This window comes from Escherichia sp. MOD1-EC6162, assembly GCF_002965125.1.
Taxonomy (GTDB): Bacteria; Pseudomonadota; Gammaproteobacteria; order Enterobacterales; family Enterobacteriaceae; genus Escherichia; species Escherichia marmotae.
The window spans coordinates 20,866-46,487 of record NZ_PTSB01000014.1 but is presented as its reverse complement, the minus strand read 5'-3'; the positions used below and the strand labels follow the sequence as shown (position 1 = coordinate 46,487).

Genomic DNA, 25,622 nt, shown 5'->3' with positions numbered 1-25,622 from the left:
GGAGTTAACAATGTGTATTGGCGTTCCTGGCCAGGTGCTGGCCGTCGGTGAAGATATTCACCAACTTGCGCAGGTTGAAGTTTGTGGTATCAAGCGCGACGTGAATATCGCCCTGATTTGCGAAGGCAATCCGGCTGATTTGCTGGGCCAGTGGGTGCTGGTGCACGTCGGGTTTGCCATGAGCATCATCGATGAAGATGAAGCCAAAGCCACATTAGACGCGCTGCGCAATATGGATTACGACATTACCAGCGCGTGATAATTAAAGTCGGATGCTTTCGTAGGCCTGATAAGACGCGCGAGCGTCGCATCAGGCATTGTGCCTGATTGCCGGATGCGGCGTGAACGCCTTATCCGGCCTACATCGGTCTGGAGGGCTTGCTGCGACGAACGCTAACCATTACCCCTGACGTTTATCTTCTGTATTTGTCTCGAAATCACTGGCGTCATGGCGCTCATGCAACTGCTCATTCAGCGGTCCGTTGGTGCGGTTAACAATACGCCCACGCTTCACCGCCGGACGTTCACCCACTTCTTTCGCCCAGCGTTGCACGTGTTTATAACTACCCGCATCAAGAAACTCTGCGGCATCATACACGCCGCCTAACACCACGTTGCCAAACCACGGCCAGATTGCCATATCAGCAATGGTGTACTCATCGCCCGCCACAAACTTATGCTGCGCCAGTTGCTTATCCAGCACGTCGAGCAGACGCTTGGCTTCCATAGTAAAGCGGTTAATGGCGTACTCAATTTTCACCGGCGCGTAATGGTAAAAGTGACCAAAACCACCACCGAGGAACGGCGCAGCACCCTGTAACCAGAACAGCCAGTTCAACGTTTCAGTGCGCTTCGCCAGATCCTGCGGCAGGAAGTAGCCAAATTTCTCCGCCAGATAAAGCAGAATCGAACCTGACTCAAACACGCGGATCGGCGGATTATGCGTATGATCGCGCAGTGCCGGGATTTTTGAGTTCGGGTTCACTTCGACAAAACCGCTGGAGAATTGATCGCCATCGCCAATGCGAATCAGCCAGGCATCGTACTCTGCGCCGGTGACGCCCAGCGCCAGCAGCTCTTCGAGCATAATCGTTACTTTCTGACCGTTTGGCGTACCCAGCGAATAAAGTTGCAACGGGTGCTTGCCAACAGGCAGCGTTTTTTCATGCGTCGGACCAGAAACCGGGCGATTGATATTGGCGAACGCGCCGCCAGCAGATTTATCCCACGTCCAGACTTTCGCGGGCTGATAAGTATTGTCTGTCATACTGAATTGCCTTCTGAGTGGTAGTGTTGAAGCAGTGTAGCAGCTCGCTTGCTGTACAGATTGTGAATTTTTTAACCCTTTGCACCAGCCGCTGCGTTGAGGTGTATGATAAGTCAGACCTCTGTCCGGTTAATGTCGCTGAGCAGGTAATCAGAGCACAACAATTACGCCAACTGCTTAGGTTGTATTGTTAAAGGTAAAGTGATGAGCAAAGGAACGACCAGCCAGGATGCCCCGTTCGGGACATTATTGGGCTACGCCCCCGGTGGTGTAGCAATCTACTCTTCAGATTACAGTTCTCTCGATCCGCAGGAATACGAAGATGACGCCGTATTCCGTAGCTATATCGACGATGAATATATGGGCCACAAATGGCAATGTGTTGAATTTGCTCGCCGTTTTCTCTTTTTGAATTACGGTGTGGTCTTCACCGATGTGGGCATGGCGTGGGAGATTTTCTCATTGCGCTTCCTGCGTGAAGTGGTTAACGACAACATCCTGCCATTGCAGGCATTTCCTAACGGCTCGCCGCGTGCGCCGGTCGCAGGAGCGCTTCTTATTTGGGATAAGGGCGGTGAATTTAAAGACACCGGCCATGTCGCCATCATTACCCAATTACGCGGCAATAAAGTCCGTATTGCGGAACAGAACGTGATTCATTCTCCATTGCCGCAAGGGCAACAGTGGACGCGTGAGCTGGAAATGGTGGTCGAAAACGGCTGCTATACCCTGAAAGACACCTTCGATGACACCACCATCCTGGGCTGGATGATCCAGACAGAAGATACCGAACACAGTTTACCGCAGCCGGAAATTGCAGGTGATTTGTTGAAAATCAGCGGGGCGCGGCTGGAAAACAAAGGCCAGTTTGACGGCAAATGGCTGGATGAAAAAGATCCGCTACAAAACGCCTACGTGCAGGCGAACGGTCAAGTGATCAATCAGGATCCGTATCATTATTACACCATTACCGAGAGTGCCGAGCAGGAGCTGATTAAAGCCACCAACGAGCTGCACCTGATGTATCTCCACGCCACCGACAAGGTGCTGAAAGATGACAATCTGCTGGCGCTGTTCGACATTCCGAAAATCCTCTGGCCGCGTTTGCGTCTCTCCTGGCAGCGTCGCCGTCACCATATGATCACCGGTCGTATGGATTTCTGCATGGATGAGCGCGGCCTGAAAGTCTATGAATACAACGCCGATTCTGCCTCCTGTCATACTGAAGCGGGCTTGATCCTCGAACGTTGGGCGGAGCAAGGCTATAAAGGCAACGGCTTCAATCCGGCTGAAGGGCTGATTAACGAACTGGCTGGAGCCTGGAAACACAGTCGTGCACGTCCGTTTGTCCATATCATGCAGGACAAAGATATCGAGGAGAACTATCACGCGCAGTTTATGGAGCAGGCGCTGCAACAGGCGGGCTTTGAAACGCGTATCTTGCGCGGGTTAGACGAGCTGCGCTGGGATGCTGCCGGGCAACTGATTGATGGGGAAGGGCGACTGGTTAACTGCGTGTGGAAAACCTGGGCATGGGAAACCGCGTTTGATCAGATTCGCGAAGTCAGCGACCGTGAGTTTGCTGCGGTGCCGATCCGTACCGGCCATCCGCAAAATGAAGTGCGCCTGATAGACGTTCTGCTGCGTCCGGAAGTACTGGTCTTTGAGCCGCTGTGGACGGTGATCCCTGGCAACAAAGCGATTCTGCCGATCCTCTGGTCGTTGTTCCCGCACCATCGCTACCTGCTGGATACCGATTTCACCGTTAATGATGAGCTGGTGAAAACCGGTTACGCCGTGAAGCCGATTGCCGGTCGCTGTGGCAGCAATATCGACCTCGTCAGCCATCATGAAGAGGTGTTGGACAAAACCAGCGGTAAATTTGCCGAGCAGAAAAACATTTACCAGCAGTTGTGGTGTCTGCCAAAAGTGGACGGTAAATACATTCAGGTATGTACCTTTACTGTTGGCGGTAACTACGGTGGGACTTGCTTGCGCGGAGATGAATCACTGGTCATCAAGAAAGAGAGTGATATTGAACCGTTAATTGTGGTGAAAGAGTAATAAACTTTGCCATAAACCGCACTGATTATGGAAATAACCAGTGCGGAAAATTGTTTGTGTAATAATCAAAACATTTATCGGGTGGATTTATTTAGATTAATAAATTCATAATATAAATATATTAGGGGTTGAAATTCTTTGTCATGAATTCTTTCCGTGATTTCTGAATGGTGACTTATTCCCTGATCCTAAAGAAATAACATTGTTTTTATCACTAAAAAGCGATATTTCACTTTGCCCATGCCATTAAAGTCACTGATAATGCGTTCGTTCGTAAATTCAAAATGGCGTAATCTAATATATGCTAAATTTATTTGTTGGCCTTGATGTATATACGGGGCTTTTGTTATTACTTGCTCTGGCGTTTGTGTTGTTCTATGAAGCAATTAATGGTTTTCATGACACAGCGAATGCGGTCGCAACCGTTATTTATACCCGTGCCATGCAGCCACAACTTGCTGTGGTGATGGCAGCATTTTTTAACTTTTTTGGTGTATTGCTTGGCGGACTTAGCGTCGCCTATGCCATCGTCCATATGTTGCCAACCGATTTGTTGCTGAATATGGGGTCAACTCATGGTCTGGCGATGGTCTTTTCCATGCTGCTGGCGGCGATTATCTGGAATCTGGGAACATGGTTCTTTGGTTTACCGGCCTCCAGTTCGCACACCTTGATTGGCGCTATTATCGGCATTGGTTTAACCAACGCGCTGTTAACCGGCTCATCGGTGATGGATGCGTTAAACCTGCGTGAAGTGACCAAGATTTTCTCCTCGCTGATTGTCTCCCCTATCGTCGGTCTTGTCATTGCGGGAGGGTTGATTTTCCTGCTGCGCCGTTTCTGGAGCGGAACGAAAAAGCGTGACCGTATTCACCGCATTCCTGAAGATCGCAAAAAGAAAAAAGGTAAACGTAAGCCGCCATTCTGGACGCGCATTGCACTGATTGTTTCCGCTGCGGGCGTAGCGTTTTCGCACGGCGCGAACGACGGACAGAAAGGGATCGGCCTGGTGATGCTGGTTCTGGTGGGGATTGCGCCCGCCGGGTTTGTCGTCAATATGAATGCTTCCGGCTATGAAATTACCCGTACTCGCGATGCAGTGACCAACTTCGAACACTATCTGCAACAGCATCCGGAACTGCCGCAGAAATTGATTGCGATGGAACCCCCGTTGCCTGCGGCATCAACTGAAGGCACGCAAGCGACGGAGTTCCACTGTCATCCAGCAAATACTTTTGATGCGATTGCTCGTGTCAAAACGATGCTGCCGGGCAATATGGAAAGCTACGAGCCGTTAAACGTAAGTCAACGCAGTCAGTTGCGGCGCATTATGCTTTGCATCTCTGATACTTCCGCGAAACTGGCGAAACTGCCAGGCGTTAGCAAAGAAGACCAGAACCTGCTGAAAAAACTGCGCAGCGATATGTTAAGCACCATTGAGTACGCTCCGGTGTGGATTATCATGGCGGTAGCACTGGCGCTCGGTATCGGCACCATGATTGGCTGGCGTCGTGTGGCGATGACCATCGGTGAGAAAATTGGTAAGCGTGGCATGACGTATGCGCAAGGCATGGCGGCGCAAATGACGGCGGCAGTGTCTATCGGTCTTGCCAGTTACATCGGTATGCCTGTTTCCACAACGCACGTACTCTCTTCTGCGGTGGCGGGGACGATGGTAGTGGATGGCGGTGGGTTACAGCGTAAAACGGTAACCAGTATCCTGATGGCCTGGGTGTTTACCTTACCGGCGGCAATTTTTCTGTCTGGTAGTCTGTACTGGATAGCATTGCAGCTTATTTAACCTTCCTGATAATGCCCGCTCCCTGCGATCGGGCATTATCACTTCTGACTAGTGATAACCTCGTGCCGTCATAAAATCCCTAATCGCTTTTTCCGCATCAATCAGCACCTGCTCCAGCGGCTGATTGGCATCGATATCAACCAGTTGTGCACCGCCAAAGGTTAACTGCGGCGTTATGGCTATCTTCCTTTCCAGCGATTCCCTTTTGTGGTCGGGTTTACGCGCGCAGGCAACGTCCAGATCGACATTGAGTTTGATGACCAGATCAGGCTTATGGCTCGCCATCCAGTGAAACGCCTTACGTTCCTGACTTGCCAGCCATGAGACAAAACGACCGCCTTCAACGTTAGGCGGGAACACCGTACCATCGTAAGCGCCAGGAATTTGGTCTTGCGGATAACGGTCGGTTAAAACAATTAACCCGCGACGACGACAGGCAAGCATATGGCGAAAGCGTAGTAAGCGACGGGCGACAAATGCTGTAATTACCAGCGCCGGAACGGGACCCGGTAATTTTTTCGCCGTTTTCACTTTATTGCGTTCAATAGATTTATTAAGTGATTTCCCCATTAAGGGCAATTTGACTACTGCTCGCCCCACATTCCCTGCTTGTTTCCCGAGATGAACTCTTTCTGCGGCACCATATTTTTCGACAACGGTAATGAGATGTTCACACACCGTTGACTTGCCTGAACCATCACTGCCGATAACGGCAATTAACGGAGAGGTTATTGATTGCATGAATATATCCTTAAATTTAAATATCCACCCAAAATATTTATTTGGTTAATATGTTTTTATGAAAGCGTAATTCAGGGTAATACCACAATTAACCATTGTCACAATAAGGTTGAACGGATATTCTGAGCACGGACCACGTAATATTCAATACATTATTTGCTGCCGGGTTTTTCGTGAATCAACGTAATATGTCAATAATTAATTCCACGCCAGTGCGCGTTATTGCCATTGTGGGATGTGATGGTTCGGGTAAATCGACCCTCACGGCAAGCCTGGTGAATGAACTGGCAGCAAAAATGCCAACAGAACACATTTATCTCGGGCAATCGTCCGGGCGAATTGGTGAGTGGATTTCACAGCTCCCCATTATTGGTGCACCTTTTGGCCGTTATTTGCGAGGCAAAGCGGCACATGTGCATGAAAAGCCTTCAACGCCGCCCGGTAATATTACCGCGCTGGTTATTTATTTGCTTTCTTGCTGGCGGGCGTACAAGTTTCGCAAAATGTTGCGCAAAAGCCAGCAAGGCTATCTGCTCATTACAGATCGCTACCCGCAGGTTGAAGTGCCGGGTTTTCGCTTTGATGGCCCGCAACTGGCAAAAACTACTGGCGGTAACGGCTGGATAAAAATGTTAAGGCAGCGCGAACTGAAACTATACCAGTGGATGGCGTCTTATTTACCTGTGTTATTGATTCGTCTTGCTATTGATGAACAGACGGCGTTTTCGCGTAAGCCCGACCATCAACTGACGGCGTTACAGGAAAAAATCGCCGTCACGCCACAACTGACGTTCAATGGCGCAAAGATCCTTGAACTGGATGGGCGGCAACCCGCCGATGAAGTCCTGCAAGTGTCACTACGCTCAATTCACGCCGCGCTTTCCTGATCACCAAAATGGATAAGGGATAATTTAACGAATGGATGCACTACACACGCAAACTGCTAATAGCACAACTGCGCCGCAGCCCAACTACATTCCAGGGCTGATTGCGGTGGTCGGGTGTGATGGCACGGGGAAATCCACGCTGACCACCGATCTGGTGAAATCACTGCAACAGCACTGGCAAACCGAGCGCCGCTATCTGGGGCTGCTCTCGGGCGAAGACGGCGACAAAATTAAACGCTTACCGTTTGTTGGTGTCTGGCTGGAGCGGAGACTGGCGGCAAAATCCTCCAAAACCCAAAGTATGAAAACCCAATCTCCGGCGCTTTGGGCGGCGGCGATTATGTATGGCTTTTCGCTGCGAAGAATGGCAAATCTGCGCAAAGTTCAGCGACTGGCGCAAAGTGGTGTTCTGGTGGTCAGCGATCGCTTTCCGCAGGCTGAAATTTCCGGTTTCTATTATGACGGTCCTGGGATTGGCGTCGAACGTGCGGCCGGGAAAATCAACATGTTCCTGGCGCAGCGTGAGCGGCAGTTATACCAACAAATGGCGCAATACCGCCCGGAATTAATCATTCGTCTGGGTATTGATATTGATACTGCTATCTCCCGCAAGCCTGACCATGACTATGCCGAGTTGCAGGACAAAATCGGTGTCATGTCGAAGATTGGCTATAACGGCACAAAAATTCTTGAGATTGATTCCAGAGCGCCCTACAGCGAAGTGCTGGAACAGGCACAGAAAGCGGTTTCTCTGGTTGCCATCGTTTCTGACCGCCGACGTTTAACTTAAGGCTGGCGGGCTGTTTTTCATTTTCAACGATAAGGTCTGGCTGAATTGGCGGGTTTTAACATCAAACATTGGTTTGCAGATGGCGCATTTCGCACCATTATTCGCAATAGCGCCTGGTTAGGCTCCAGCAATGTCGTGAGCGCTTTGCTGGGTTTACTGGCGCTTTCATGCGCAGGGAAAGGGATGACGCCAGCCATGTTTGGCGTACTGGTGATTGTGCAATCGTATGCCAAGTCGATCAGTGATTTTATTAAGTTTCAGACATGGCAGTTGGTAGTGCAGTATGGCACGCCAGCCTTAACCAATAATAATCCCCAACAATTTCGCAATGTTGTCTCTTTTTCCTTTTCGCTGGATATCGTCAGTGGTGCGGTGGCGATTGTCGGCGGCATTGCCTTGCTGCCATTTCTTTCTCACTCGTTAGGTCTGGATGAGCAAAGTTTTTGGCTGGCGGCGCTCTATTGCACGCTTATCCCCTCAATGGCTTCCTCCACGCCGACCGGCATTTTGCGCGCAGTGGATCGCTTCGACTTAATCGCGGTGCAGCAGGCGACGAAACCTTTTCTGCGTGCGGCGGGAAGCGTCATTGCCTGGTATTTTGACTTTGGTTTTGCGGGCTTCGTGATCGCCTGGTACGCCTCGAATCTGGTTGGTGGCACGATGTACTGGTGGTTTGCTGCGCGTGAACTGCGTCGTAGAAATATCCATAACGCCTTCAAATTAAATCTGTTTGAGTCTGCCAGACACATTAAAGGCGCGTGGAGTTTTGTCTGGTCAACCAACATTGCTCACTCCATCTGGTCGGCGCGTAACTCGTGCAGCACGGTGCTGGTGGGGATCGTGTTAGGGCCAGCGGCCGCCGGATTATTTAAAATCGCTATGACATTCTTTGACGCTGCCGGAACGCCCGCCAGTTTGCTGGGTAAGAGCTTTTACCCTGAAGTGATGCGTTTAGATCCTCGAACCACCAGACCGTGGTTGTTAGGCGTGAAGTCCGGCTTGCTGGCGGGCGGGATCGGCATTCTGGTTGCGCTTGCGGTGTTGATCGTTGGTAAACCACTTATTTCGCTGGTATTTGGCGTTAAATATCTCGAAGCATATGACCTGATTCAGGTCATGTTGGGCGCGATTGTTATTTCGATGCTGGGTTTCCCGCAGGAATCATTGCTGCTGATGGCGGGGAAACAACGCGCTTTTCTCGTGGCGCAAACCATCGCTTCAATCGGCTACATCGTGTTGCTGTTCATGTTCTGCCATCTGTTTGGCGTGCTGGGGGCGGCGTTTGCCTATTTCGGCGGTCAATGTCTGGATGTGGCGCTCTCATTAATTCCGACCTTAAAGGCGTTTTTTCAGCGCCATTCATTGCGTTATAACGCAGCCGGAGAGAAATCCTGATGATGAGAAAATATTTCCCGCTTGAGGCGAGCGAGCGTTTATTTATTGCGGTTGAGGAAGATGATGTTATTGATGAGTGGGTCAGTTTACCATCGACAATTGCTTTGCGTTGTACTGCTGAAATCATTCAGGATAACTATGCGTTATGTCTGCAATTCTGGCTGAATGGTGTTAATCGTCAGGAGTTACTGCATTTAATCCGCAAACAGTCCAAAGGTGAGGAGCTTACGTCTGACGAGCGCAAACAGTTTAAATACATGCGGGCGCGCTACAAGCATTTACGTTTTGCCCAACGGTTGTATTTAAAAAAACACCGGGCGGGATTCTTATTCGGCAAAACGACGGTTTTTCTTGGGCGTTTTCAGGACGGTTTTCGTAACGGTAAGAAAAATATCGTGTCGTATTACGGAAACTTGTTACGTATTTATTTAAGCCCTCTTGTATGGTGGCTGGTGAGTTATTTATTACGCCATAGCCAGTTAGAAAGCGTGAACGGCTTTATCGCTTATCGCCAGAAGCAAATGCACATTCTGAAGGAGATTGTTGCCAAACCACAGCTTACAGGCAGGGAATTTCATGATGTGCGAAAAATCATCAGCCAGCAGGTTTCTTATTACGACACGTTAAGATCGCTTGATCCTGAAAATAAAGAGGCGTTGCAGATTTCCCGCTTTCTCGCAGCCATTAATGGCCTGATGGGAGATAAGCACGACGACATGGTGGCGGACGATATGGAAAATCGCCAGTCGTATGATGCACCAGTGGCACTCGATAGCGATATTCGTCAGCGTTTAGAACTGCTGATTTCGCGTTTTCCGCTATAACCGGGGTAATGATGTTATCTCGTTTGATTGTCGCACTGATTATCATGCTCTTATTACCTGGTGCGCAGGCACACAATTTCGTCACAGGAAAACCGGTTCCCCCTGTTTATATCCAGGAAGGCGGTGAGTTGCTGCTTAATAACGAAGAGATTCACTACCAAAAGTGGAATAGCACGCAACTGGCGGGAAAAGTTCGTATTATCCAGTATATTGCCGGGCGAAAGTCGGCAAAGAAAAAGAACTCATTGCTAATCAAAGCAGTAGAAATAGCAAATTTCCCTCAGGATCGTTTTCAGCCCACCACCATAGTGAACACCGATGATGCCATCTTTGGCACCGGTTATTTCGTGGCAGGTAAAATTGAAAAAAATAAACGCCGCTATCCGTGGGCGCAATTTGTTATTGACGCCAATGGTCTGGGACGTCTTGCCTGGCAACTGCCGGAGCAGAGTTCAACCATTCTGGTGCTGAATAAATACGGGCAAATCCAGTGGGCAAAGGACGGTAGCCTGGTGCCGGAAGAAGTAGATCATGTTATTGCGTTGGCACATAAGCTGATCAATGAATAAAAAATTCAAAGGATTGAGGGCGTTAGTGAGATGAAGTTGGTTGAGCACTACATCATGCGTGGTACGCGCCGTCTGGTGCTGATTATCATCGGTTTTCTGATCTTTATTTTTGCCAGCTACTCCGCACAGCGTTATCTGACCGAAGCGGCAAATGGAACCTTAGCGCTTGATGTTGTACTGGATATCGTTTTCTACAAGGTGCTGATTGCACTGGAGATGTTATTACCGGTTGGCCTGTATGTGTCGGTTGGCGTGACGCTTGGGCAGATGTATACCGATTCAGAAATTACCGCTATCTCTGCGGCGGGAGGCAGTCCGGCGCGTTTGTACAAAGCCGTTCTTTACCTGGCGATACCGCTAAGTATTTTTGTCACTCTGTTGTCGATGTATGGCAGGCCGTGGGCTTATGCGCAGATTTATCAACTGGAGCAACAGTCGCAGTCGGAGCTGGATGTTCGCCAGTTGCGGGCAAAGAAATTTAACACTAACGATAACGGACGAATGATCCTCTCTCAGACGGTTGATCAAGATAATAACCGCCTGACCGATGCGCTGATTTATACTTCTACCGCCAATCGAACACGTATTTTCCGCGCCCGTTCGGTCGATGTGGTCGACCCATCACCCGAGAAACCTACCGTTATGTTGCATAACGGAACTGCCTATCTTCTCGATCATCAGGGCCGTGACGACAACGAACAGCTTTACCGTAATCTGCAATTACATCTGAATCCGCTGGATCAAAGCCCTAACGTCAAACGCAAAGCGAAATCGGTCACGGAACTGGCACACTCTGTCTTTCCTGCCGATCATGCCGAGCTGCAATGGCGACAAAGCCGTGGCCTGACGGCGTTGTTGATGGCACTGCTGGCTATTTCTTTAAGCCGGGTAAAACCGCGGCAGGGGCGATTTTCTACGTTACTGCCACTGACATTACTGTTTATTGCCATTTTTTATGGCGGCGACGTCTGCCGCACCCTGGTAGCTAACGGCGCGATTCCCCTCATTCCTGGTTTGTGGTTAGTGCCCGGACTCATGCTAATAGGTCTGTTGATGCTGGTTGCTCGCGACTTCTCTTTGCTGCAGAAATTTTCCCGATGAATGTTTTCAGTCGCTATTTAATCCGCCATCTCTTCCTCGGTTTTGCTGCCGCGGCCGGGCTACTGTTGCCGCTTTTTACCACCTTCAACCTGATTAACGAACTGGATGATGTCAGCCCTGGTGGTTATCGCTGGACTCAGGCGGTGCTGGTGGTACTGATGACCTTACCGCGCACACTGGTCGAGCTTGCACCATTTATCGCGTTATTGGGTGGGATTGTCGGCCTGGGACAACTATCGAAAAACAGCGAACTTACCGCCATTCGTAGCACGGGTTTTTCTATTTTCCGTATTGCACTGGTGGCGCTGGTCGCCGGAATACTGTGGACTGTTTCGTTAGGCGTGATTGATGAGTGGGTTGCGTCGCCATTGCAGCAACAGGCACTGCAAATTAAATCTACCGCGGTAGCGTTGGGAGATGAGGATGATATTACCGGCAATATGCTGTGGGCCAGGCGCGGCAATGAATTTGTGACGGTGAAATCGCTGAACGAACTGGGTCAGCCTGTGGGCGTGGAGATATTTCATTACCGCGACGATCTCTCGCTCGAATCCTACATTTATGCACGCAGTGCCACCATTGAAAACGACAAAACGTGGATCCTGCACGGCGTGAATCACAAAAAATGGCTTAACGGTAAAGAAACGCAGGAAGCATTAGCCAATCTTGCCTGGCAATCGGCATTCACCAGTATGAATCTCGAAGAGTTATCGATGCCGGGGAATACTTTTTCTGTCCGTCAACTCAACCATTACATCCATTATTTGCAGGAAACCGGACAACCGGGCAGCGAATACCGCCTTGCACTGTGGGAAAAGCTGGGGCAACCCATCTTAACTCTGGCGATGATTTTACTGGCTGTACCCTTTACCTTTAGCACTCCGCGCTCGCCGGGGATGGGCAGCCGTCTTGCTGTAGGCGTCATCGTTGGCTTGCTTACCTGGATCAGCTATCAAATCATGGTCAATCTGGGATTGCTATTTGCGTTGAGCGCGCCCGTTACCGCGCTCGGTTTACCGGTAGCGTTTGTGTTGGTCGCGTTGATTCTGGTGTATTGGTATGACAGGCAACATTAATCCAGCCGTGGCGTAACACCACGGCGGGCCAATATTACGACTTCAGGGTAGCAAATGCCTGAATGATGGTATCGATTTGCTCGCGGCTGTGAGCGGCGTTAACGCTACAGCGCAGCAGCGTAATACCCGCAGGTGCGGCAGGCGGCAGGATAAGATTCACATAAACGCCCAGCGAGATAAGCTCGCGCCAGATACGTAACCCTTCCTCTTTCGAACCGATTATCACCGGCACTACCGGGCTGATATGCGAGCTTAACTCATAACCCAACTTTTGTAGCCCGTCATACAGATGGTTGGCGTTATCCATCAGCTTTTGCCGCAGCTCTGGTTGTGTGGCAATGGTTTTTAACGACGAGCGCACGGTCGCAATGCAGGAAGGGGAAGGAGAGGCGGTAAAAATATACGGGCGGCTGCCGTAGCGCAGCACTTCCATCGCTTCCGAACCCACGGCAAAACCGCCAATGGAGGCCAGGCTTTTACTGAAGGTGCCGACGATAATATCCACATCGTCTTCAACGCCAACGGCTTCAACCAGTCCGCGGCCCGTTGCGCCTAATACGCCAAACGAATGCGCTTCATCGACAATCAAATAACCACCGAGGCGACGTTTGATATCAACGATTTCTGCCAGCGGTGCCACATCACCGAGCATACTGTAGATGCCCTCAACGATGATAATCGCCTCTTTTGCCCGTTCACCGAGGCGAACCATGCGACGCTCCAGATCGTTGGCGTCGTTATGGCGGAAACGAATAATTTCCGCACCGCCGAGAGAACAGGCGTCATAAATACTGGCGTGGCTGTCGGCATCGAGCAATACCACGGCGTTATGGTCGGCAAGTGCGCTGATGACACCTAAATTCGCGGTATAACCGGTTGAAAAAACGATAGCGGTAGGGCGATTGAAGAACTCTGCAATTTCTTTCTCTAATGCCAGATGCGGCGCATAACTGCCATTAGCCATACGAGAACCGGTGGTGCCGGTGCCTTGGGTCGCTAACGCCGCCTGACCTTCCGCAATGGCATCATGATTGAAGGTTAATCCGAGATAATTATTGGTCCCGGCCAGAATCACTTTTTTATTGCCGATACGGCCTTCGGTGGCGGAATACACTTCATCAATACAGGTGCCAAACGGCGTTAAACCGTTATCACTAAATTGCAGCCGCTCACCAGCAAGGCGCGCATATTTATCATAAAGCCCCATTATTTATTCTCCAGCCATGGAAGTAGAGTTTCCATTAATTGCGCAGGGGTTTTGACATCCAGCAGAATATTAATAGGAATGGAAATATCGAATCTGTCTTCCAGCATCATTAAGAGATCCATCACTTTGATCGACTCCAGGCCGAGATCGTTGACGAGATCGCTGTCGGGCTTAATTTCCACACCGTTTTCGACCAACTCCTGTAAACAGGAAAGGATGTAATCCATTACTATTTCACGATTTACCATAGAAACGTTAACACACCTTTAAACAAGACAATCAAAATAGCCCGTTGCGTAATGCGTGTTCCAGGCTAACCCCGGGAAACCAATTAATATCTTCAGAAATACATTTATTACTTGCCGACCAGTCGGCATGGGTTAATTCACGGATTTTCGAGCGGGTCAGCATGGGTTCTTTATCTGCGAGGCGACTCAACGCGGTACTGATATCCGCAAGGCAGGTGAGTAACGGCAGAGGAATACCGACCATCCGCACAGAACCACAACGGGCTACAGCAGCAAGCTGTTGGACACGTCGCCAGTCATAACCTCCGGCGATGCCATCGCATAATTCATACGTTTGCGTCTGTACGGAATCGGCGCTTAACCACTGACCCACAGCCTGGGCGAAATCGGTGACGTGCAGAAAAGAGAGCTGCGTATCTGGTGCGCCAGTACGTGGCAGAAGTCCGCGCAGCATCCAGTCAAACAGCGGTTTTAGCTCTTTATCGCCGGGGCCATACACTGCAGTTGGACGAAAAACGCCCAGCGTGATTTCGCCAGCCATTGCTGCCAGTCGTTGTTCGGCTACGAATTTAGATTTTGCATACCAGGAGAGTTCGGGATGACGCGCCGCCAGTGAAGAGATAAACAGGAAACGTTGGCAGCAGCCGCTCTCTTTTGCCGCCTGCATCAGGCGCAGGCTGCCGTCGACGTTACAACGGGTAAAGATATCTTCTTTGTGTCCGCGCACTTGCCCGGCGCAATGGACCACCGCGCTGGCGCTGGCAACCAGTTCGCTAAGCGAATGCGTATCTTCCAGCGAACCGCGCACCCAGATGAGATTATCGCTAACGTGAGCGCGGGTAGTACGCGTCAAAGCGCGAACGTGAAAGCCGCGGGCGAGCAGGTTATCGATAATATATTTCCCGATAAACCCGGTAGCGCCCGTCACCGCGACAGTTTGATTCATACGAGAGATCCCTGAACATGAGGATTAGCGGCAACGGCCTTCTGATAACGTTTTTTCGCTTCTGCGCGGGCGGGCTTGCCGGAAGAGGTGCGGGGAATACTGTGGGGCGGTAACAGGTCGATAGCCGCAGTTACGCCAAATTCGCTTTGTATCCGCGCCGCCAGCGTGTGGATAAGCTGCGTGCGGCGCTTTTCGTCGCTGATCCGGCACTGGATCTGCAAAATAATATTTTCCTGGGCGGTAACAAAAGCAATGGCATCGCCAGAGTGAATTTCCGGTTCCTGTTCCGCAATATATTCAATATCCTGCGGCCAGATATTGCGGCCACGAATAATAATCAGATCTTTAATGCGCCCGGTGACATACAGATAACCGTCCAGCAGATAACCGAGATCGCCAGTATCTAACCAACCCGTCGCGGCAATCTCGTTTTGTGAAGCCATGTCGCCAAAGTAGCCACTCATCAGGCTGGGGCCAGAGATGCAAATATGGCCCACCACACGTTCCGCTACCGGTATCCCCGCGTCATTACGGATTTCAATGCCATGTTCCGGCAACGCTTTACCGCAGTTGACGAAAGTTGATACGGCACGTGTCTCAACACCCGGCGTAACGGCTTTCCCCTGATATTCGAGGATGTCGCGATCCACGTCGTTAACCACAACCCCAGAGGCTTCATCGGAAAAGCTGACAGCCAGCGCGTTCTCTGCCAGTCCGTAGCACGGCATAAACGTTTTATCGTCAAAGTTAACTGGACGGAAACATTCAGCAAATTGATGGAGTTGTTCGGCGGAGATAGGCTCTGCGCCAATACCGGCGACGCGCCAGCAGGAGAGATCCAGTTCAGCGAGATCTCTTTCATTCACGCGGCGCTGGCACAATTCATAGCCAAATGGTGGCGCAACGGAGACGGTGCCGCGATTTTTGCTGATCAATTTAAGCCATTGCAGTGGGCGCATGGCAAAATCCTGGGTGCGCAAATAATCCACTGAAAGCTGCGTGGCGACAGGTGTCAGAAGAAAACCGACCAGCCCCATATCATGGTAGAAAGGTAGCCAGGAGACACAGCGATCGCCTGGGCGTAATTTAATGCCATCGTGGCTGATGGCACGTAGATTGGCCATCACTTCGCGATGAGTGATGATGACGCCACGGGGAAAACGGGTGCTGCCGGAGGTGTACTGCAGATAGGCGATATCGTCTGGCACTGGCAACGGGAGCGTAACATCGGCTTCTGGCAAGGTTTTAAACCAGGCGTGGCTCAAAACATGTAACTCGGGTTTGCCCTGCGTCGCGGCATTGACCAGCGGCAACCACTCATCACCAGTGATAATCGCCGCAGGCTGGCAGCTTGCCAGCAACCCTTGCAGTTTTGTGCTCCATGAATCCCGCTGACCGACGCCCATCGGAATCGCCAGTGGGACAGCGACTAATCCGGCATACTGGCAGGCAAAAAACGCTTCGACAAACCCGCTACTGGTTTCCGCAATCAGCGCCACGCGATCGCCTTTTTTCAGGTTTAGCGATAACAGTCGCCTGGCTCCTGTTTCCGCACGTGCTTTTAAAGTGTGATATTCCAGTTCATCTTCAAGCTGGCTACGCCTGTCATAAAAATTCATTCCGGCGTTACCCAGAGCGGCATAGTCCAAAGCATCAACCAGCGTTGGAAAATCGGCATAGCGCATAGGCAGGGAATGCGTAAAGATTTTATTGGACATATACACCACAAGAAAATTGGATATCAAAAATAAAATGACAATAATGCGGTGGATTATATATGCATAAAAGATAAATGAGATAGTATTTTCATTGGTGCGATATTGAACATTGATTAAAATAATAAGTTCTGTTTTTTTGTTTCTTATTGTGAATGATATTTAATTTATGAATGTATTAAGTAATGCCTTGTCTGGTCGCATTAAGTCTATAAAAGGCATTATTAACCGTCTTACGCAGGCTCTGGTTTTACCGTAATTATTAATAAATATTATTTTATCTTCGTTTGTATTCATTGGGTGGATTATGAAGGTGCCGTTCGTTGCAGTTGCAGCCTGTTTTTCACCGTTAATTATTTGTTATCCACGTAAATATGGAATGCGATCTGCTGATGATTAAAATTGAAAAAGTAATAAATAAAAATGACTTAAAGGCATTTATCGCTTTTCCGTCGTCACTTTATTCCAATGATTCAAACTGGATCCCCCCTTTATGCATTGAACGCAGTGAGCATCTGTCACAAAAGAATCCGGGAACGGACCATATTATCTGGCAGGCGTGGGTGGCAAAAAAAGAGGGGCAGATAGTCGGGCGCATTACGGCGCAAATCGATACCTTGCACCGCGAGCGATACGGCGAAGATACGGGGCATTTTGGCATGATTGACGCCATTGATGATCCACAGGTATTTGCGGCCTTATTTGACGCAGCGGAAGGGTGGCTGAAGTCACAAGGGGCACGCAACATCACTGGCCCCTTCAGCCTGAATATCAATCAGGAGAGTGGGTTACTGATTGAAGGGTTTGATACGCCGCCCTGCGCGATGATGCCGCACGGCAAACCGTGGTATGCCGCGCATCTCGAGCAATTGGGCTATCAGAAAGGCATTGATTTACTGGCGTGGTGGATGCAGCGAACCGATCTCACTTTCTCTCCGGCGCTAAAAAAACTGATGGATCAGGTACGCAAAAAGGTGACCATTCGCTGCATCAATCGCCAGCGGTTTGCTGAAGAGATGCAGATCCTGCGTGAGATTTTCAACTCTGGCTGGCAGCACAACTGGGGCTTTGTGCCGTTTACCGAACGCGAATTTGCCATCATGGGCGATCAGCTTAAATACCTGGTGCCGGACGATATGATCTACATTGCTGAGATAGACTCTGCACCCTGCGCGTTTGTTGTCGGCTTACCGAACATCAACGAGGCGATTGCTGATCTGAATGGATCGCTCTTTCCCCTCGGCTGGGCAAAATTGCTGTGGCGCTTAAAAGTCAGTGGTATGCGCACTGCGCGAGTGCCGCTAATGGGTGTGCGCGACGAATATCAGTTTAGTCGTATCGGACCGGTAATCGCGCTGTTGCTGATTGAAGCATTACGCGATCCCTTTACCCGCAGGAAGATCGACGCGCTGGAGATGTCATGGATCCTCGAAACCAATACGGGCATGAATAACATGCTGGAACGTATTGGCGCACAGCCATATAAGCGTTACCGTGTGTATGAAAAGCAGATTTAACACCCGCTAACTCTGGCTCATCTCCAGCGGCACCGCCGAGCGAATCAAGTGGTGACCTTCCAGTTCGATATTGTGGAGATTCTTTTTCACGGTCATCACATGATCGCGGGCCGCGCGCTGGGCCACATGCGGCAGTCGTTGCAAAACCGCGTTATAGATCCGCGCATGTTGGCGATCGATCTGCTTTTTTTGCTGGGGGCGATGGTAGAGATTATTCACGCTGGCAAACACCGAATTAAACATCAGATCGGTCAATGATTGCAGAGTGAAAACCAGCACCTGATTGTGGGAAGCCTGACAAATAGCGAGGTGGAAAGCGTGATCCAACTGCGCATGTTCGATCAGTGAAATCTCTTTGTTGTTCTCACTGGCGGCGAGCATTTTTTCATAACAGCGAGTTATCAATACAAAATCAGCCTGGGTTCCCAGCGTTGCCGCCAACCTTGCTGATTCGCCTTCCAGTAATGCCCGGACGTCGAGCAGATCATACAGTGTTCGCGGCTGCGTGCTGAACAGATGGATCAGCGGACTGGTGTCCTGTACCCGATTAAGTCGCGCGACCCGAGAATCGCGCCCCTGCGCCGTTTCAATAATCCCGCGCCCGCGCAGCACCGTCAGCCCTTCACGCAGTGCGGAACGCGAGAAGCCGAGCTTTTCGCACAGTCGACGTTCCGAGGGAAGCGGCTGCCCGACCTTCAACACACCGTCGATAATTAACCGTTCGATACTCTCTGCAACCACTTCGCAAATAGGGCGACGTTCATCTTTCATTCCCGGACCTCGTGCACAGGTAGGACCAATTTTTCTGTTCTTAATTCGCGAAACACGCACATCATGCAAGTGATTATGTTACATCAATTTAACATTGAATTAACCTATGCGTGGTCACAGAGCTGGAAAAAAAATGGTCTGACCGGTAACTAAAGAGATAGACGAAAACAAAAAGCCCGCTTAATAACTGTTCACAGAAGCAGCACGCAAAAATCAGCTACCACACAACACAACAAAGCGAACCCTACTCATGAGCATCTTGTACGAAGAGCGTCTTGATGGCGCTTTACCCGATGTCGACCAAACATCGGTACTGATGGCACTGCGTGAGCATGTCCCCGGACTCGAGATCCTGCATACCGATGAGGAGATCACTCCTTACGAGTGTGACGGGTTGAGCGCGTATCGCACGCGTCCATTACTGGTTGTTCTGCCTAAGCAGATAGAACAGGTGGCGGCGATTCTGGCTGTCTGCCACCGTCTGCGTGTGCCGGTGGTGACTCGTGGCGCGGGCACCGGGCTTTCTGGCGGCGCGTTGCCGCTGGAAAAAGGCGTGTTGTTAGTGATGGCGCGCTTTAAAGAGATCCTCGATATAAACCCCGTCGGTCGCCGTGCGCGCGTGCAACCGGGCGTGCGTAATCTGGCTATCTCCCAGGCCGTAGCGCCGCATAATCTCTATTACGCGCCGGACCCTTCTTCACAAATCGCCTGTTCCATTGGCGGCAATGTGGCGGAAAATGCCGGTGGCGTTCACTGTCTGAAATATGGGCTTACCGTACATAACCTGCTGAAAATTGAAGTGCAAACGCTGGACGGAGAGACGCTGACACTGGGATCGGATGCGCTGGATTCGCCGGGTTTTGACCTGCTGGCGCTGTTTACTGGATCAGAAGGTATGCTCGGCGTGACCACCGAAGTGACGGTAAAACTGCTGCCGAAGCCCCCCGTGGCACGGGTTCTGTTAGCCAGCTTTGACTCGGTAGAAAAAGCCGGACTCGCCGTCGGTGACATCATCGCCAATGGCATTATCCCTGGTGGGCTGGAGATGATGGATAACCTGTCGATTCGCGCGGCAGAAGATTTTATTCATGCCGGTTATCCCGTTGATGCCGAAGCGATTTTATTGTGCGAGCTGGACGGCGTGGAGTCTGACGTACAGGAAGATTGTGAACGGGTTAACGACATCTTACGGAAAGCGGGCGCGACTGACGTCCGTCTGGCGCAGGACGAAGCGGAGCGTGTGCGTTTCTGGGCCGGTCGTAAAAACGCCTTTCCGGCGGTGGGGCGCATCTCTCCCGATTACTACTGCATGGACGGCACCATCCCACGCCGCGCGCTGCCTGGCGTACTGGAAGGCATTGCTCGTTTATCGCAGCAATATGATTTACGCGTCGCCAACGTCTTTCATGCCGGAGACGGTAACATGCACCCGTTAATCCTTTTCGATGCCAATGAACCCGGCGAATTTGCCCGCGCGGAAGCGCTGGGTGGGAAGATCCTCGAACTCTGCGTGGACGTGGGCGGCAGCATCAGTGGGGAGCATGGCATTGGGCGCGAAAAAATCAATCAAATGTGCGCCCAGTTCAACAGCGATGAAATCACGACCTTCCATGCGGTCAAGGCGGCATTTGACCCCGATGGTTTGCTGAACCCTGGAAAAAACATTCCCACGCTACACCGCTGCGCTGAATTTGGTGCCATGCACGTGCACCACGGTCATTTACCTTTCCCTGAACTGGAGCGTTTCTGATGCTACGTGAGTGTGATTACAGCCAGGCGCTGCTGGAACAGGTGAATCAGGCGATTAGTAATAAAACGCCGCTGGTGATTCAGGGAAGCAATAGCAAAGCCTTTTTAGGTCGCCCTGTCACCGGGCAAACGCTGGATGTGCGTTGTCATCGCGGCATTGTGAATTACGACCCGACCGAGTTGGTGATCACCGCTCGTGCCGGAACGCCGCTGATGGCGATTGAAGCGGCGCTGGAAAGTGCGGGGCAAATGCTGCCCTGCGAGCCACCGTATTATGGTGAAGAAGCCACCTGGGGCGGCATGGTCGCTTGCGGTCTGGCGGGGCCGCGTCGACCGTGGAGCGGTTCGGTACGCGATTTTGTCCTTGGTACGCGCATTATTACCGGCAGTGGAAAACATCTGCGTTTTGGTGGCGAAGTGATGAAAAACGTTGCCGGATACGATCTCTCACGGCTAATGGCCGGAAGCTATGGCTGTCTTGGCGTACTTACTGAAATCTCAATGAAAGTGTTGCCTCGACCGCGCGCCACTATCAGCCTGCGTCGGGAAATCAGCCTGCAAGAAGCCATGAACGAAATCGCCCAGTGGCAACTCCAGCCATTACCCATTAGCGGTTTATGTTACTTCGACAACGGCTTGTGGCTCCGCCTTGAAGGCGGTGAAGGCTCGGTAAAAGCGGCGCGTGAACTGCTGGGGGGCGAAGAGGTTGCGGGTCAGTTCTGGCAGCAATTGCGTGAACAACAACTACCATTCTTCTCGTTACCAGGGACTTTGTGGCGCATTTCATTACCCACCGATGCACCGATGATGGATTTACCCGGCGAGCAACTGATCGACTGGGGGGGCGCGTTACGCTGGCTGAAATCGACAGCCGATGACAATCAAATCCACCGTATCGCCCGCAACGCTGGCGGCCACGCAACTCGCTTTAGTCCAGGTGATGGCAGTTTTGCTCCGTTGCCTGCCCCTTTATTCCGCTATCACCAGCAGCTTAAACAGCAGCTCGACCCTTGCGGTGTGTTTAACCCCGGTCGCATGTACGCGGAACTTTAAGGAGCAGACTATGCAAACCCGGTTAACCGAAGAGATGCGCCAGAATACGCGGGCGCTGGAAGCTGACAGCATTCTGCGCGCCTGTGTGCACTGCGGATTTTGTACCGCAACCTGCCCGACCTATCAGCTCCAGGGTGATGAACTGGACGGGCCGCGTGGGCGCATCTATCTGATTAAACAGGTGCTGGAAGGTAACGAAGTTACACTTAAAACGCAGGAGCATCTCGATCGCTGTCTCACGTGCCGCAACTGTGAAACCACCTGTCCTTCTGGTGTGCGCTATCACACTCTGTTGGATATCGGGCGTGATATCGTCGAGCAAAAAGTGAAACGTCCACTGCCGGATCGAATGCTACGCGAAGGGCTGCGTCAGGTAGTGCCGCGTCCGGCGGTCTTCCGTGCGCTGACGCAAGTAGGCCTGGTGCTACGACCGTTTTTGCCAGAGCAGATTAGAGCAAAACTCCCCGCCGGGATCGTGAAAGCCAAACCGCGTCCGCCGTTGCGTCATAAGCGTCGGGTTTTAATGCTGGAAGGTTGCGTCCAGCCTACGCTTTCGCCCAACACCAACGCGGCAACCGCGCGGGTGCTGGATCGTCTGGGGATCAGCGTCATGCCAGCTAACGAAGCAGGCTGTTGTGGCGCGGTGGACTATCATCTTAATGCGCAAGAGAAAGGGTTAGCGCGCGCGCGAAATAATATTGATGCCTGGTGGCCGGCGATTGAAGCAGGCGCAGAGGCAATTTTGCAGACTGCCAGCGGCTGTGGGGCGTTCGTCAAAGAGTATGGGCAGATGCTGAAAAACGATGCGTTGTATGCCGATAAAGCGCGTCAGGTCAGCGAACTGGCGGTTGATTTAGTCGAGCTTTTGCGTGAGGAGCCGCTGGAAAAGCTGGCGATTCGCGGCGATAAAAAACTGGCCTTCCACTGTCCGTGTACCCTGCAACATGCGCAAAAACTGAATGGCGAAGTAGAAAAAGTGTTACTGCGGCTGGGATTTACCTTAACCGACGTTCCCGACAGCCATCTGTGCTGCGGTTCGGCGGGAACTTATGCGTTAACGCATCCCGATCTGGCGCGCCAGTTGCGGGATAACAAAATGAATGCGCTGGAAAGCGGCAAACCGGAAATGATCGTTACCGCCAACATTGGTTGCCAGACGCATCTGGCGAGCGCCGGTCGTACCTCTGTGCGTCACTGGATTGAAATTGTAGAACAAGCCCTTGAAAAGGAATAACAAAATGAAAACTAAAGTCATTCTTAGCCAGCAAATGGCGAGTGCAATTATTGCCGCAGGTCAGGAAGAGGCGCAGAAAAATAACTGGTCCGTTTCCATTGCTGTTGCCGATGACGGCGGTCATCTGCTGGCGTTAAGTCGTATGGATGATTGCGCGCCGATTGCGGCCTACATCTCCCAGGAGAAAGCGCGTACCGCCGCGCTGGGGCGCCGCGAAACTAAGGGCTATGAAGAGATGGTGAACAACGGACGTACGGCGTTTGTGACGGCACCGTTACTGACGTCGCTGGAAGGCGGCGTACCGGTTGTTGTTGATGGGCAGATTATTGGCGCTGTGGGTGTGTCTGGTTTAACCGGGGCACAGGATGCGCAGGTCGCGAAAGCGGCAGCAGCGGTATTGGCGAAATAAGCGAAAACGAGGAGATTAACAATGAGTGAAACCATAACCCAGGGCCGTTTACGCATTGACGCCAACTTTAAACGTTTTGTTGATGAAGAAGTTTTACCCGGAACAGGGCTGGACTCTGCGGCGTTCTGGCACAATTTTGATGATATTGTTCACGATCTGTCGCCAGAGAATCGTCAGTTACTGGCAGAGCGCGATCGCATTCAGGCGGCGCTCGACGAATGGCATCGCAGCAATCCGGGGCCGGTAAAAGATAAAGCAGCCTATAAATCTTTCCTGCGTGAACTGGGCTACCTGGTGCCGCAGCCGGGCCATGTGACGGTGGAAACCACCGGCATCGACAGCGAAATCACCAGCCAGGCGGGGCCGCAACTGGTGGTTCCGGCAATGAACGCCCGCTACGCGTTGAATGCGGCGAACGCTCGCTGGGGTTCACTGTACGATGCGCTATACGGCAGCGACATCATCCCGCAGGAAGGGGCGATGGTCAGCGGCTACGATCCGCAGCGTGGTGCGCAGGTTATCGCCTGGGTTCGCTGCTTCCTCGATGAATCACTACCGCTGGAAAACGGCAGCTATCAGGATGTGGCGGCGTTTAAGGTGGTCGACAAACAATTACGTATTCTGTTGAAAAATGGCTCAGAAACCACGTTACGTACCCCGGCGCAGTTTGTCGGCTACCGTGGCGATGCTGCTGCACCGACCTGCATTTTGCTGAAAAATAACGGTCTGCATATCGAACTGCAAATCGATGCCAACGGACGGATTGGCAAAGACGATCCGGCGCATATCAACGACGTTATCGTCGAAGCCGCCATCAGTACCATTCTCGATTGTGAAGACTCGGTCGCTGCGGTTGATGCTGAAGATAAAATCCTGCTGTACCGCAATCTGTTGGGGCTGATGCAGGGCACTCTGCAAGAGAAAATGGAGAAAAACGGTCGGCAAATCGTGCGTAAACTGAATGACGATCGTCAGTACACTGCCGCCGATGGTTCTGAAATTTCTTTGCACGGGCGCTCGCTGCTGTTTATCCGCAACGTGGGGCATTTGATGACTATCCCCGTAATTTGGGACAGCGAAGGCAATGAAATTCCGGAAGGTATTCTTGATGGCGTCATGACAGGCGCGATTGCCCTCTACGACTTAAAAGTGCAGAAAAACTCGCGTACTGGCAGCGTCTATATTGTGAAACCGAAAATGCACGGTCCGCAGGAAGTGGCGTTTGCCAACAAACTGTTTACCCGCGTTGAGACCATGCTTGGTATGGAACCAAATACCCTGAAAATGGGCATTATGGATGAAGAACGCCGGACCTCGCTGAACTTGCGTAGTTGTATCGCGCAGGCACGCAACCGCGTGGCGTTCATCAACACTGGCTTCCTCGACCGTACTGGTGATGAGATGCATTCGGTGATGGAAGCGGGCCCGATGTTGCGTAAAAACCAGATGAAATCGACACCGTGGATCAAAGCCTACGAGCGCAATAACGTGCTTTCCGGCCTGTTTTGTGGGCTGCGCGGTAAAGCGCAAATCGGTAAAGGGATGTGGGCAATGCCAGATCTGATGGCAGACATGTACAGCCAAAAGGGCGATCAGTTACGTGCCGGGGCGAACACGGCCTGGGTTCCGTCACCGACCGCAGCCACGTTGCATGCGTTGCACTATCACCAAACCAACGTACAGAGCGTGCAAGCCAACATTGCCAACACAGAGTTCAATGCAGAATTTGAGCCTCTGCTGGACGATCTGCTGACCATTCCGGTTGCTGAAAACGCAAACTGGTCGGCACAAGAGATCCAACAAGAGCTGGATAACAACGTGCAGGGGATTCTGGGTTATGTGGTGCGTTGGGTAGAGCAGGGGATTGGTTGTTCAAAAGTGCCGGATATCCACAACGTGGCGCTGATGGAAGACCGTGCAACGCTGCGCATCTCCAGCCAACATATCGCCAACTGGTTACGTCACGGTATTCTGACCAAAGAACAGGTGCAGGCGTCGCTGGAGAATATGGCGAAAGTGGTTGATCAGCAAAACGCTGGCGATCCGGCGTATCGTCCGATGGTGGGGAATTTTGCTAACTCGTGTGCGTTTAAAGCCGCCAGCGATTTAATCTTCCTCGGTGTGAAACAGCCAAACGGTTATACCGAACCGTTATTACATGCCTGGCGTTTACGCGAAAAAGAAAGTCATTAATAGCAATAGCAAAAGCCCCGGCAAGTTTTACCGCTGGGGCTATTATAGTTACTGCGGTAGTACAT

23 protein-coding genes are annotated in these 25,622 nt (G+C 51.4%); 16 read left to right on the top strand and 7 right to left on the bottom strand.

The features are described from left to right. Nucleotides 1-10: 10 nt before the first annotated feature. A complete protein-coding gene (gene hybG / locus A9587_RS13335) occupies nucleotides 11-259 on the top strand; it encodes a hydrogenase maturation factor HybG (protein WP_000334894.1) in 249 nt (82 codons plus the stop codon). A 141-nt stretch (nucleotides 260-400) separates the two neighbouring features. On the opposite strand, the gene yghU is transcribed toward hybG, so the two are convergent. Then, a complete protein-coding gene (gene yghU, locus A9587_RS13330) occupies nucleotides 401-1,267 on the bottom strand; it encodes a glutathione-dependent disulfide-bond oxidoreductase (protein WP_000131798.1) in 867 nt (288 codons plus the stop codon). 204 nt (nucleotides 1,268-1,471) lie between these two features. Between yghU and gss the strand changes: the two genes are divergently transcribed. Beyond that, on the top strand, nucleotides 1,472-3,331 hold the full coding sequence (gene gss / locus A9587_RS13325) for a bifunctional glutathionylspermidine amidase/synthase (RefSeq protein ID WP_001517098.1): 1,860 nt from the start codon (nucleotides 1,472-1,474) through the stop codon (nucleotides 3,329-3,331). Between the two features lie 301 nt (nucleotides 3,332-3,632). Continuing rightward, nucleotides 3,633-5,132: an inorganic phosphate transporter PitB gene (gene pitB / locus A9587_RS13315; RefSeq protein ID WP_000933317.1), complete on the top strand. Its 1,500-nt coding sequence runs from the start codon at nucleotides 3,633-3,635 to the stop codon at nucleotides 5,130-5,132. A gap of 48 nt (nucleotides 5,133-5,180) precedes the next feature. Here the strand turns inward: pitB and A9587_RS13310 are convergent, their stop codons facing one another. Further along, the gene (locus A9587_RS13310; protein ID WP_001517097.1) at nucleotides 5,181-5,873 is read right to left on the bottom strand and encodes a dTMP kinase; all 693 of its coding nucleotides are present in this window, start codon (nucleotides 5,871-5,873) and stop codon (nucleotides 5,181-5,183) included. Between the two features lie 173 nt (nucleotides 5,874-6,046). Here A9587_RS13310 and A9587_RS13305 point away from each other — a divergent pair, with 173 nt between their 5' ends. From A9587_RS13305 to lptG, 7 genes are read left to right on the top strand one after another with little or no spacing between them, the layout of a single operon-like run. Then, nucleotides 6,047-6,760 (top strand): dTMP kinase, encoded by a 714-nt coding sequence (locus tag A9587_RS13305; protein ID WP_105263501.1) that lies wholly within the window; start codon nucleotides 6,047-6,049, stop codon nucleotides 6,758-6,760. A gap of 31 nt (nucleotides 6,761-6,791) precedes the next feature. Next, the gene (locus A9587_RS13300; protein WP_000339328.1) at nucleotides 6,792-7,550 is read left to right on the top strand and encodes a hypothetical protein; all 759 of its coding nucleotides are present in this window, start codon (nucleotides 6,792-6,794) and stop codon (nucleotides 7,548-7,550) included. A 45-nt stretch (nucleotides 7,551-7,595) separates the two neighbouring features. Further along, on the top strand, nucleotides 7,596-8,945 hold the full coding sequence (locus tag A9587_RS13295) for a lipopolysaccharide biosynthesis protein (RefSeq protein WP_000896902.1): 1,350 nt from the start codon (nucleotides 7,596-7,598) through the stop codon (nucleotides 8,943-8,945). Further along, complete coding sequence (locus A9587_RS13290; RefSeq protein ID WP_038354416.1) at nucleotides 8,945-9,769, top strand: hypothetical protein; 825 nt, start codon at nucleotides 8,945-8,947, stop codon at nucleotides 9,767-9,769. The genes A9587_RS13295 and A9587_RS13290 overlap by 1 nt, the downstream gene beginning before the upstream one ends. An 11-nt stretch (nucleotides 9,770-9,780) precedes the next feature. After that, nucleotides 9,781-10,338, top strand: a complete 558-nt coding sequence (locus A9587_RS13285; RefSeq protein WP_000952663.1) for a YtfJ family protein — start codon at nucleotides 9,781-9,783, stop codon at nucleotides 10,336-10,338. Between the two features lie 30 nt (nucleotides 10,339-10,368). After that, a complete protein-coding gene (lptF, locus tag A9587_RS13280) occupies nucleotides 10,369-11,439 on the top strand; it encodes an LPS export ABC transporter permease LptF (protein WP_000779618.1) in 1,071 nt (356 codons plus the stop codon). After that, a complete protein-coding gene (lptG, locus tag A9587_RS13275; RefSeq protein WP_105263500.1) occupies nucleotides 11,436-12,515 on the top strand; it encodes an LPS export ABC transporter permease LptG in 1,080 nt (359 codons plus the stop codon). Before lptF ends, lptG begins: the two co-directional genes overlap by 4 nt. A 34-nt stretch (nucleotides 12,516-12,549) precedes the next feature. Here lptG and spt read toward each other — a convergent pair whose 3' ends face one another. From spt to A9587_RS13255, 4 genes are read right to left on the bottom strand one after another with little or no spacing between them, the layout of a single operon-like run. Next, nucleotides 12,550-13,722 (bottom strand): serine palmitoyltransferase, encoded by a 1,173-nt coding sequence (gene spt / locus A9587_RS13270; protein WP_000524948.1) that lies wholly within the window; start codon nucleotides 13,720-13,722, stop codon nucleotides 12,550-12,552. After that, nucleotides 13,722-13,970: an acyl carrier protein gene (locus A9587_RS13265; protein ID WP_000248105.1), complete on the bottom strand. Its 249-nt coding sequence runs from the start codon at nucleotides 13,968-13,970 to the stop codon at nucleotides 13,722-13,724. The genes spt and A9587_RS13265 overlap by 1 nt, the downstream gene beginning before the upstream one ends. A 31-nt stretch (nucleotides 13,971-14,001) precedes the next feature. Further along, nucleotides 14,002-14,916 carry an NAD-dependent epimerase/dehydratase family protein gene (locus A9587_RS13260; RefSeq protein WP_016249207.1) on the bottom strand — a complete coding sequence of 305 codons (915 nt, stop codon included), beginning with the start codon at nucleotides 14,914-14,916 and terminating at the stop codon, nucleotides 14,002-14,004. Then, complete coding sequence (locus A9587_RS13255; protein WP_001517092.1) at nucleotides 14,913-16,634, bottom strand: fatty acyl-AMP ligase; 1,722 nt, start codon at nucleotides 16,632-16,634, stop codon at nucleotides 14,913-14,915. Before A9587_RS13255 ends, A9587_RS13260 begins: the two co-directional genes overlap by 4 nt. A 371-nt stretch (nucleotides 16,635-17,005) precedes the next feature. On the opposite strand from A9587_RS13255, the gene yghO reads away from it, so the two are divergent. Continuing rightward, the gene (gene yghO, locus A9587_RS13250) at nucleotides 17,006-18,148 is read left to right on the top strand and encodes a protein YghO (protein ID WP_001517091.1); all 1,143 of its coding nucleotides are present in this window, start codon (nucleotides 17,006-17,008) and stop codon (nucleotides 18,146-18,148) included. A gap of 6 nt (nucleotides 18,149-18,154) precedes the next feature. Here yghO and glcC read toward each other — a convergent pair whose 3' ends face one another. Beyond that, nucleotides 18,155-18,919, bottom strand: a complete 765-nt coding sequence (gene glcC, locus A9587_RS13245) for a transcriptional regulator GlcC (protein ID WP_001517090.1) — start codon at nucleotides 18,917-18,919, stop codon at nucleotides 18,155-18,157. Nucleotides 18,920-19,169: 250 nt separating this feature from the next. Here glcC and glcD point away from each other — a divergent pair, with 250 nt between their 5' ends. From glcD to glcB, 5 genes are read left to right on the top strand one after another with little or no spacing between them, the layout of a single operon-like run. Next, nucleotides 19,170-20,669, top strand: coding sequence for a glycolate oxidase subunit GlcD (gene glcD / locus A9587_RS13240; RefSeq protein ID WP_105263499.1), 1,500 nt, complete (start codon nucleotides 19,170-19,172; stop codon nucleotides 20,667-20,669). Beyond that, nucleotides 20,669-21,721 (top strand): glycolate oxidase subunit GlcE, encoded by a 1,053-nt coding sequence (gene glcE, locus A9587_RS13235; protein WP_000943105.1) that lies wholly within the window; start codon nucleotides 20,669-20,671, stop codon nucleotides 21,719-21,721. Before glcD ends, glcE begins: the two co-directional genes overlap by 1 nt. 10 nt (nucleotides 21,722-21,731) lie before the next feature. Then, nucleotides 21,732-22,955: a glycolate oxidase subunit GlcF gene (gene glcF, locus A9587_RS13230; RefSeq protein WP_105263498.1), complete on the top strand. Its 1,224-nt coding sequence runs from the start codon at nucleotides 21,732-21,734 to the stop codon at nucleotides 22,953-22,955. 4 nt (nucleotides 22,956-22,959) lie between these two features. Then, nucleotides 22,960-23,364, top strand: coding sequence for a GlcG family protein (locus tag A9587_RS13225; RefSeq protein ID WP_000853256.1), 405 nt, complete (start codon nucleotides 22,960-22,962; stop codon nucleotides 23,362-23,364). Nucleotides 23,365-23,385: 21 nt separating this feature from the next. Further along, complete coding sequence (glcB, locus tag A9587_RS13220; RefSeq protein WP_105263497.1) at nucleotides 23,386-25,557, top strand: malate synthase G; 2,172 nt, start codon at nucleotides 23,386-23,388, stop codon at nucleotides 25,555-25,557. The last annotated feature ends 65 nt before the right edge of the window (nucleotides 25,558-25,622 follow it).